We start from the raw sequence: 8,521 nt of genomic DNA on the forward strand, positions 1-8,521 counted from the left end.
CGGACAACATCCGGGTATGGCGGGGCCGGATAACTGCCAAAACGGGCAGGTCGGCTTGCCCTTTACCCCCGAGAGCCTATTTAATTCGGGGAATCATGCTCGCCGCCCGGATGGGGGCCGGCCGGATTGCTACACGGGGTGCGCGCGGACCTTTCCTCCCGTTCGGCGCGCCCAGGAAAGGACCAGTTATGTCGGACGTTACCCCAGGCGGCGCCGGATTCGATCGCGATCGGGTTTACCCGGTGCTGCCGCTGCGCGATATCGTAGTGTTTCCCGGCATGATCGTGCCCCTGTTCGTGGGGCGCGAGAAGTCGGTGAAGGCGCTCGAAGAGGTCATGCGCGACGACAAACACATCCTCGTCGTCACCCAGAAGAACGCCCAGGACGACGACCCGGCTCCCGAGGAGATCTACGCCACCGGCACGATTGCCTCGGTGCTGCAGTTGCTCAAGCTGCCGGACGGAACGGTCAAGGTGCTGGTCGAAGGGCTGCGTCGCGCCAAAATCGACAAGTACCTGCAGACGGTCGACTATTTCGAGGCGGAAGCCACGGCGCTGCCCGAGCCCGAGGAGGACGAGACCGAGCTCGAGGCGCTGGCGCGCTCGACGCAGACCGAGTTCGAGAGCTACGTCAAGCTGAACAAGAAGATCTCGGCGGAGGTGGTCAACGCCGTCGGCCAGATCACCAACCACTCCAAGCTTGCGGACACGGTGGCCAGCCACCTGGTCATCAAGATCGAGCAGAAGGAAGACCTGCTCGGCACGGTTTCGGTGGCGGAACGGCTGCAGAAGATCCTCGGCCTGATGGAGGGCGAGATCGGCGTGCTGCAGGTGGAAAAGCGCATCCGCTCCCGCGTCAAGCGGCAGATGGAGAAGACGCAGCGCGAGTACTATCTCAACGAGCAGATGAAGGCGATCCAGCGCGAGCTGGGCGACGGCGAGGAAGGCAGCAACGAGCTGACCGAGCTCGAAGACAAGATCAAGAAGACCAAGCTAAGCAAGGAGGCCCGGACCAAGGCCGAGGCGGAGCTCAAGAAGCTCAAGACAATGAGCCCGATGTCGGCAGAAGCGACGGTGGTGCGCAACTACCTCGACTGGCTGCTGACACTGCCCTGGGGCAAGAAGAGCAAGGTCAAGCGCGACCTGGTGTTCGCCGAGAGAGTGCTGGACGAGGACCACTACGGCCTCGAGAAGGTCAAGGAGCGCATCCTCGAGTACCTGGCGGTGCAGAGCCGCACCGGCAAGCTCAAGGGGCCGATCCTCTGCCTCGTCGGCCCGCCGGGCGTCGGCAAGACCTCGCTGGGCAAATCGATTGCCAAGGCGACCGGGCGCGAGTTCGTGCGCATGGCGCTGGGCGGAGTGCGGGACGAGGCGGAAATCCGCGGCCATCGCCGGACCTATATCGGCTCGATGCCGGGCAAGGTGATCCAGTCGCTGAAGAAGGCGGGCAAGTCCAATCCGCTGTTCCTGCTCGACGAGATCGACAAGATGGGCCAGGACTTCCGCGGCGATCCCAGCTCGGCGCTGCTCGAAGTGCTCGACCCCGAGCAGAACCACACCTTCGCGGACCACTATCTCGAGGTGGACTACGACCTGAGCGACGTGATGTTCGTCACGACGTCGAACACGCTCAACATCCCGGGCCCGCTGATGGACCGGATGGAGATCATCCGGCTCTCGGGCTACACCGAGGACGAGAAGTTCGAGATCGCCCGGCGCCACCTCATCCCCGAGACGCTGAAGGAGAACGGGCTGCAGCCCAAGGAGTTCATCATCGGCGATCCCGAGCTGATGGCGGTGATCCGCGACTACACGCGGGAAGCCGGCGTGCGCAACCTCAAGCGCGAGATCTCCAAGCTGATGCGCAAGGCCGTGCGGGACATCATGACCAAGAAGGTCATGAAGGTCACGATCACGCCGGCACTGCTCGAGGAGTATCTCGGCCCCGCCTTCTTCCGGAACGACAAGCTCGACGCGGAACCGCAGGTCGGGTCGGTGACCGGGCTGGCCTGGACGTCGGTGGGGGGCGAAATCCTCACCATCGAAGGGGTGATGACGCACGGCAAGGGCCGCATGACCGTCACCGGCAACCTCAAGGAGGTGATGAAGGAATCCATCACCGCCGCCTCGGGTTACGTCCGGTCGCGCTCGGTGGAACTGGGCATCAAGCCGCCGCTCTTCGACAGCCGCGACATCCACCTGCACGTGCCGGAAGGCGCGACGCCCAAGGACGGACCGTCGGCGGGCATCGCGATGGCCACGGCGATCGTCTCGCTGATGACCGGCATTCCGGTCCGGCACGACGTGGCGATGACCGGCGAGGTGACGCTCAGGGGCAGGGTGCTGCCGATCGGCGGGCTGAAGGAGAAGCTGCTCGCGGCGCTCCGCTCGGGCATCAAGACGGTGCTCATTCCCGAGGAGAACACCCGTGATCTCAAGGAGATCCCGGAGAATGTCACCAAGGGCGTCGAGATCATCCCGGTGAGCCGGATGGACGAGGTGCTGAGCCGCGCCCTGGTCCGGCAGCCCGAGCCGATCGAATGGAAGTTCGACGAGGACAAGCCGCCGGTCGTGCCGGCGATCGAGCCGGTGGCCGACGCGGACGAGGCGACCAGCGGCCTGCCGCACTGAGCCAGCTGCACTGGACGACGTCGACGGCGCCCCTTCGGGCGCCGTTTGCGTTTGTGCCGACAGGAGCGACGGCGCACAGGGGGACAACACCTCCGCCGCATTTCCGCCGGATTTGTCCTGTTCAATAATACCTTGAAAATAAAGCAATTTCTTGCCCTCGCCGCCACTTTCCGGTCACGATGCTGAACGGGTTTGTCCGCGCCGGCGGGGACCGGATTGTGGTTTGTACAGCACGCCCGGGGACTTCTTCGGGGTAATCACCGTCTGCCGGGACGGCGCCCGGCCGGGCGTCGCGAACGGCCGAAGCGGTCGCGGCGCGGAGCACGGGACCGAGGCGGCCCGGCTCGGGTTCCGGTCGTCGCAAATCCGTCACCCTAGGCGTCTATGCAGCGGCCTGCCGAGACGCGGAGCCGGGGAATGGACGACAGGGTAGCGCGGGGTCACGCCGAGCTGGACGGTGACGTCTGTCTGGCCAATGCACGGGTGGTGCTGCGCGACGAGGTGGTCACCGGAGACCTCCATCTGCGTGATGGGCAGATCGCGGCGCTGGGCTCGGCCGGTGGCACCCGCCTCGACATGGACGGCGACTACCTGATTCCGGGGCTGGTGGACCTCCACACGGACAATATCGAGCACCATTTCCACCCGCGTCCCGGGGTTCGCTGGCCTTCGGCCATCGGCGCGGTGATGGCGCATGACTGGCAGATGCTGGGCAGCGGCATCACCACGGTGCTCGACTCGCTGTCGATCGGCGACTACGACACCGGCGGGGCACGGACCGCGATGCTCAACGCCGCCATCGGCGGCATCGACGCGGCGCGCGCCGCGGGACTGCTGAAGGCCGAGCACTTCTTCCACTTCCGCTGCGAGCTCTCCGACCCGGGCCTGCTGCCGATCCTCAGGTCGCATGTCGACAATCCGCACCTGCGGCTGCTGTCGCTGATGGACCATACGCCGGGCCAGCGGCAGTGGCACGACATCGCCCTGTACCGGGCGTTCCGGCGCAAGAAGAACAATCAGGTCTGGACCGATTCCGAGTTCGCCATCTACCTCGCCGAGCGACAGGCCGACCAGGCGACGCACGTCCCCGAGGCGCGGGCATACGTGGTCGGCGCAGCCCGGGGCCGCGGCATCCATCTCGCCAGCCACGACGACACCAGCCTAGCCGACGTCGATCAATCCGCCGCCGACGGCATCGGCCTGGCGGAATTTCCCACGACGCTGGCCGCGGCGCGCCGCGCCCGGGAACTGGGCCAGCGCGTCGCCATGGGTTCCCCCAACGTGGTGCTGGGCGGGTCGCACTCGGGCAATGTCGGGGCACTGGACCTCGCCCGGGCGGGCCTGCTCGACGTGCTGACATCCGACTACGTCCCGGCCAGCCTGCTGCAGGCCGCCTTCATCCTCGCCGAGGTCAGCGGCGACTTGCCGGGCGCGATCGGGACGGTGACGGCAGCCCCCGCAGCGATCGCCGGGCTCGGCGACCGGGGCCGGATCGCACCCGGTCTGCGGGCCGACCTGCTCCGCGTCCGCGTCGTCGACGGCATGCCGGTCGTGCGCGGCATCTGGGTGGGTGGCCGACGCTACCTCTAGCGCGCCGACCCCGACCCGACGCGGTGCCGGCAAGTGCCGTCGGTCGGTTTGCAGGCCGGGATAACGCCGTTGTCGCTACCCAAGCGACTGGCCCATTTGCTAGACCTTCTGGACAGCCGATTCGCCGCGATCCCGGGGGCAAGCTCAAGGCATGGCACCATTGCCGCTCGACGAGGACAACTACCCGACGCCGCTCCTCGACCGACCGCGCGGCACGTCCGGCATCTGGCGCGTCGTGGCGCTGGCCGGCTTCTTCATCCTGGTGGCGGTGCTGGTTTCGTTCTTCGGCGACCTGATCCCGGCCGACCTGGTCATCGTCTTCCTCGGCCTGCTGGCGGTCGTCGGCGTGTTCAGCCTGTTCGGGGTGGCGGCCGGGCTGGTCCGATTCGGCGCCGGGGAGGACGGCAATTCGCTGCCGCGGGCCATCGTCGACAGCCTGCCTTCGGGTGCGCTGGTGACCGACCGGGACGGCAAGATCTCGTACGTCAACGCCCAGTACGGCGAGTTCCCGGGGGGCATCACCGATGGGGTGCCGGTCTCGGTGCCGCGGCTGTTCGCCGGCCAGCCCGAGGCCGCGGAGGCAATCTACCGCCTGGCGCGGGCCGCCCGGGACGGTCGGCCGGCCAGCGAGGACGTGCGGATCGTCGGCGGCCTCGGCGGTTCGCTCGGCGGGTCGTCAAAGCCGTTCTGGTACCGCATCGGGGTGCGCGCCCTGCCGGAACTGGACAGCAAGGGCAAACCCCTGGTGCTGTGGAGCGTCGAGGACATCACCCGCGACCGCGAGCGGCAGGACAACGCATTCCTCGAACTGCAGCGCGCCATCGACTACCTGGACCATGCCCCCGCCGGCTTCTTTTCGGCCGACGCAGAGGGACGCATCCAGTACCTGAACTCGACACTGGCCGACTGGCTGGGCTACGACCTGGCCGAGTTCGAGGCGGATGCCATCCGCCTCGACGATATCGTGCGCGGCGACGGGGCGAGCCTATTGATGCGCGGCCGCTCGGACGGCGAAATCCGAACCGAGATCATCGATATCGACCTCGTGCGCCGAAATGGAACGAGCTTCCCGGTGCGGCTGATGCATCGGGCCGCCCGCCTCGCCGACGGAGAGCTGGGGGAGACCCGCACGCTGGTCCTCGACCGGCGTCACGGCGCCGACAAGGAGGAGGCCCTCAGGGCCTCCGAGGTCCGCTTCTCGCGGTTCTTCAACGATACCCCGTTCGCCATCGCGACGCTGGACAGCACCGGGCGGATCATCCGCACCAACGCACCGTTCAGCCGCATCTTCGGCTGGTCCGGCGGCGAACAGAGCATCGACATGCAGCCCATGGAGGAACTGATCTCCGAGGGCAGCCGGGAGGCGCTGGCGCGGGCCATCGTCGCCGCGGTGAACGAGAAGTCCGAGATCGAGCCGATCGATGCGGGTCTGGTGCGCGGCGGCGACCACGCGGTGCGCCTGTACGTATCCGGCTCCGAAGAGGTGGCGGGTTCACCCGAACGGGTCAATGTCTACGCCCTCGACATGACGGAACAGCGCAAGCTCGAGGCGCAGTTCGCGCAGGGCCAGAAGATGCAGGCCGTCGGCCAGCTGGCGGGCGGCGTGGCGCACGACTTCAACAACGTGCTGACGGCGATCATCGGCTTTGCCGACCTGCTGCTGCTCAAGCACAAGCCGGGCGACCCTTCGTTCGCCGACCTGATGTCGATCAAGAACAGCGCCAACCGCGCCGCCGGACTGACACGGCAGCTGCTGGCCTTCTCGCGCCGGCAGACGCTGCGTCCGCAGGTGCTCGAAATCCCGGGCCATATCGACGACCTGACCGTGCTGCTGAAGCGCCTGATCGGCGAGCAGATCACGCTCGGGGTGGAGCACGACTCGCCGGTGTGGCCGGTCAAGGCGGACCTGGTCCAGCTCGAGCAGGTGGTGGTCAACCTCGTCGTCAACGCCCGGGACGCCATGCCCAATGGCGGCACGATCACGCTGCGCACGCGCAATGTCACCGAGGCGGAGTCGAGCGGCTTCAGCTACACCGGCATGCCGGCCGCCGACTACGTGCTGATCGAGGTGGAGGATACCGGCACCGGCATGCCCCCGGAAATCCTCGAAAAGATCTTCGAGCCGTTCTTTTCGACCAAGGAGCTGGGCAAGGGCACCGGACTGGGGCTCTCGACGGTCTACGGCATCATCAAGCAGACCGGCGGCTTCATCTACCCGGTGTCGGTGGTCGGCAAGGGCACGACCTTCCGTATCTTCCTGCCGCGGCACATCCCGGTGGAGAACGAGGCGCCGGTCAAGCAGGTCGCCGCCGCTGCCGTCAAGGATCTGACCGGCCACGAGCGCATCCTGATCGTCGAGGACGAGGACAGCGTCCGCGCGTTCTCGGCGCGCGCCCTCAGGGCCACCGGCTACGAGGTGTTCGAGGCCGATTCGGGGGACGAGGCGCTGGATGTGCTGGATGAGCTCGAGTACCGGATCGACCTGATGATCTCCGACGTCGTCATGCCGGAGATGGACGGCCCGACGCTGCTCACCAAGGTGCGCGAGCGCATGCCGACCCTCAAGGTGATCTTCGTTTCCGGCTACGCCGAGGAGAGCGTCCGGCAGGATATCGCGGACAACCAGAGCGTCGAGTTCCTGCCCAAACCGTACTCGCTCGACCAGATCAATTCCAAGGTCAAGGACGTGCTGGGCAAGGTCGGCAAGGACGTGCAGTAGCGTTTGCGCGCGACGCGGCCTATATGGCGAGGATGGACACCAGCCCCGCCAAGCTCGACCAGTTTCTCGCCGCCATCGAGGCGGCCGTTGCCGACGGCAGCTTCGTGCGGCTGGCGCTGCGGCTGCCGTTCGGCACCGACGAGACGCTGAAGAGCGTCGACGTCAAGCCCGCCACCATCCGGGGCGACCTGAAGCTCAGCTTCACCGCCCATCACCAGACGCGCGACCTGGTGCAGAACCACCCCCCGGCCGGCGCCATGGGGCAGTTGAAGCGCCTGCTGGAAAAGGATTTCCACCAGGCCTTCCTCTTCACCACCGCGCTCGACCTGCAATATGACGCGCAGGGCCGCGTCCCGCGCCTGAAGCAGACCCCGCCCACCAGCAAAGCCGCTGCCGCGCTGACCCACGATCGCCAGAAGGCCCGCCCGATCCCCGCGGCCGGCCGCGCGTGGCTCAGCGAACTCGGCGTCACCGACGCCGAAGGCCAGGTGCTGAAGACCGCCGGCGACAAGTTCCGGCAGATCAACCGCTATGTCGAAATCCTCGGCCCGCTGCTGAAATCCATCCCGGCCGACCGGCTGCACCGCGTCCTCGACATGGGTGCCGGCAAGGGCTACCTCACCTTCGCCGTGGCCGACTATCTCGCCTCAACCCTCGGCAGCGACGCCAAGGTCACCGGCGTCGAGCTCCGCCCCGATCTGGTGACGCTGTGCAATGGCATCGCCGACAGGGCCGGCCTCGGCAATCTCGATTTCGCCGCCGGCAGCATCGCCGAACATGACGCGACCGGCGCCGACGTGCTGATTGCGCTCCACGCCTGCGACACCGCCACCGACGATGCCATCGCCAAGGGGATCGCCGCGGGGGCAAGCCTGATCGTCGTGGCGCCGTGCTGCCACAAGCAGATCCGGCGCGAGATGGAAACGGCCAACCGCACGACCGAGCTCGATTTCGTCACCCGCCACGGCATCTTCCTCGAGCGGGAAGCCGAGATGGTCACCGACGCCATGCGCGCCATGATCCTCGAGTATTTCGGCTACGCGACCAGGGTGTTCGAATTCGTCTCGGACGTGCACACGCCCAAGAATGTGCTGATCGTGGCGGAAAGGAGCCGGCGGGGACGGGACCCGGCCCAGCTCGACAAGCTCAGGGCCGCCAAGGACTTCTTCGGCATCCGCCGGCACTACCTCGAGACGGCGACGGGGCTGTAGGTACTCGAAGAGCTCGCTGTGCGTGCCGATGCGAACGAAGACCAGTGTTTGCTCGTCTGCTCGGTAGATCAGGAGGAAGTCGCCTCCGACATGGCATTCCCGGTGGTTGGCCCATTGGCCTTTCAAGGAATGGTCGCTCCACTCGGCGCCCAGAGGAGCATCGTCTGCGATGAGGAGGAGCATCACCTGCTTGAGGCGAGCCAGATCATGCCGACCCGGACGGGTCAGTCGCTCCCAGTCCTTCTGGAACTTGCGCGCTTAGGCGAACGGGCGTGGAAGCGATGTCCGCCTGCTACTCTGACTTCTTGTCGAGGGCATCGAACATCTCTTCCGGGGTCGAGAAGCGTGTCCGCATGTTGGCCGCGATCTCC

General features: G+C 66.9%; 4 protein-coding genes and 1 pseudogene. 4 read left to right on the top strand and 1 reads right to left on the bottom strand.

Annotated elements, in window-relative coordinates:
• The first annotated feature begins 188 nt into the window (after nucleotides 1-188).
• The 4 genes from lon (at nucleotide 189) to ACE3TU_RS15590 (ending at nucleotide 8,150) form a co-directional block, all read left to right on the top strand.
• Nucleotides 189-2,630: an endopeptidase La gene (lon, locus tag ACE3TU_RS15575; RefSeq protein WP_374625791.1), complete on the top strand. Its 2,442-nt coding sequence runs from the start codon at nucleotides 189-191 to the stop codon at nucleotides 2,628-2,630.
• A gap of 417 nt (nucleotides 2,631-3,047) precedes the next feature.
• Entirely contained in the window at nucleotides 3,048-4,220 is a 1,173-nt protein-coding gene (locus tag ACE3TU_RS15580) for an alpha-D-ribose 1-methylphosphonate 5-triphosphate diphosphatase (protein ID WP_374625793.1), read from the top strand.
• A 151-nt stretch (nucleotides 4,221-4,371) separates the two neighbouring features.
• Entirely contained in the window at nucleotides 4,372-6,939 is a 2,568-nt protein-coding gene (gene cckA, locus ACE3TU_RS15585; protein WP_374625795.1) for a cell cycle histidine kinase CckA, read from the top strand.
• Nucleotides 6,940-6,971: 32 nt separating this feature from the next.
• Nucleotides 6,972-8,150, top strand: a complete 1,179-nt coding sequence (locus ACE3TU_RS15590; RefSeq protein WP_374625797.1) for an SAM-dependent methyltransferase — start codon at nucleotides 6,972-6,974, stop codon at nucleotides 8,148-8,150.
• A 15-nt stretch (nucleotides 8,151-8,165) separates the two neighbouring features.
• Here the strand turns inward: ACE3TU_RS15590 and ACE3TU_RS15595 are convergent.
• Nucleotides 8,166-8,393: pseudogene (locus tag ACE3TU_RS15595) on the bottom strand (type II toxin-antitoxin system YafQ family toxin); the annotation flags it as partial.
• Nucleotides 8,394-8,521: the final 128 nt, after the last annotated feature.

The sequence above is a fragment of the Devosia sp. genome (genome assembly GCF_041917035.1).
Classification (GTDB): domain Bacteria; phylum Pseudomonadota; class Alphaproteobacteria; order Rhizobiales; family Devosiaceae; genus Devosia_A.

Excerpts from the sequence above, each read along its gene's own strand:
- lon (WP_374625791.1), top strand. The coding sequence starts at position 189 with ATGTCGGACGTTACCCCAGGCGGCGCCGGATTCGATCGCGATCGGGTT.
- ACE3TU_RS15580 (WP_374625793.1), top strand. The coding sequence starts at position 3,048 with ATGGACGACAGGGTAGCGCGGGGTCACGCCGAGCTGGACGGTGACGTC.
- cckA (WP_374625795.1), top strand. The coding sequence starts at position 4,372 with ATGGCACCATTGCCGCTCGACGAGGACAACTACCCGACGCCGCTCCTC.
- ACE3TU_RS15590 (WP_374625797.1), top strand. The coding sequence starts at position 6,972 with ATGGACACCAGCCCCGCCAAGCTCGACCAGTTTCTCGCCGCCATCGAG.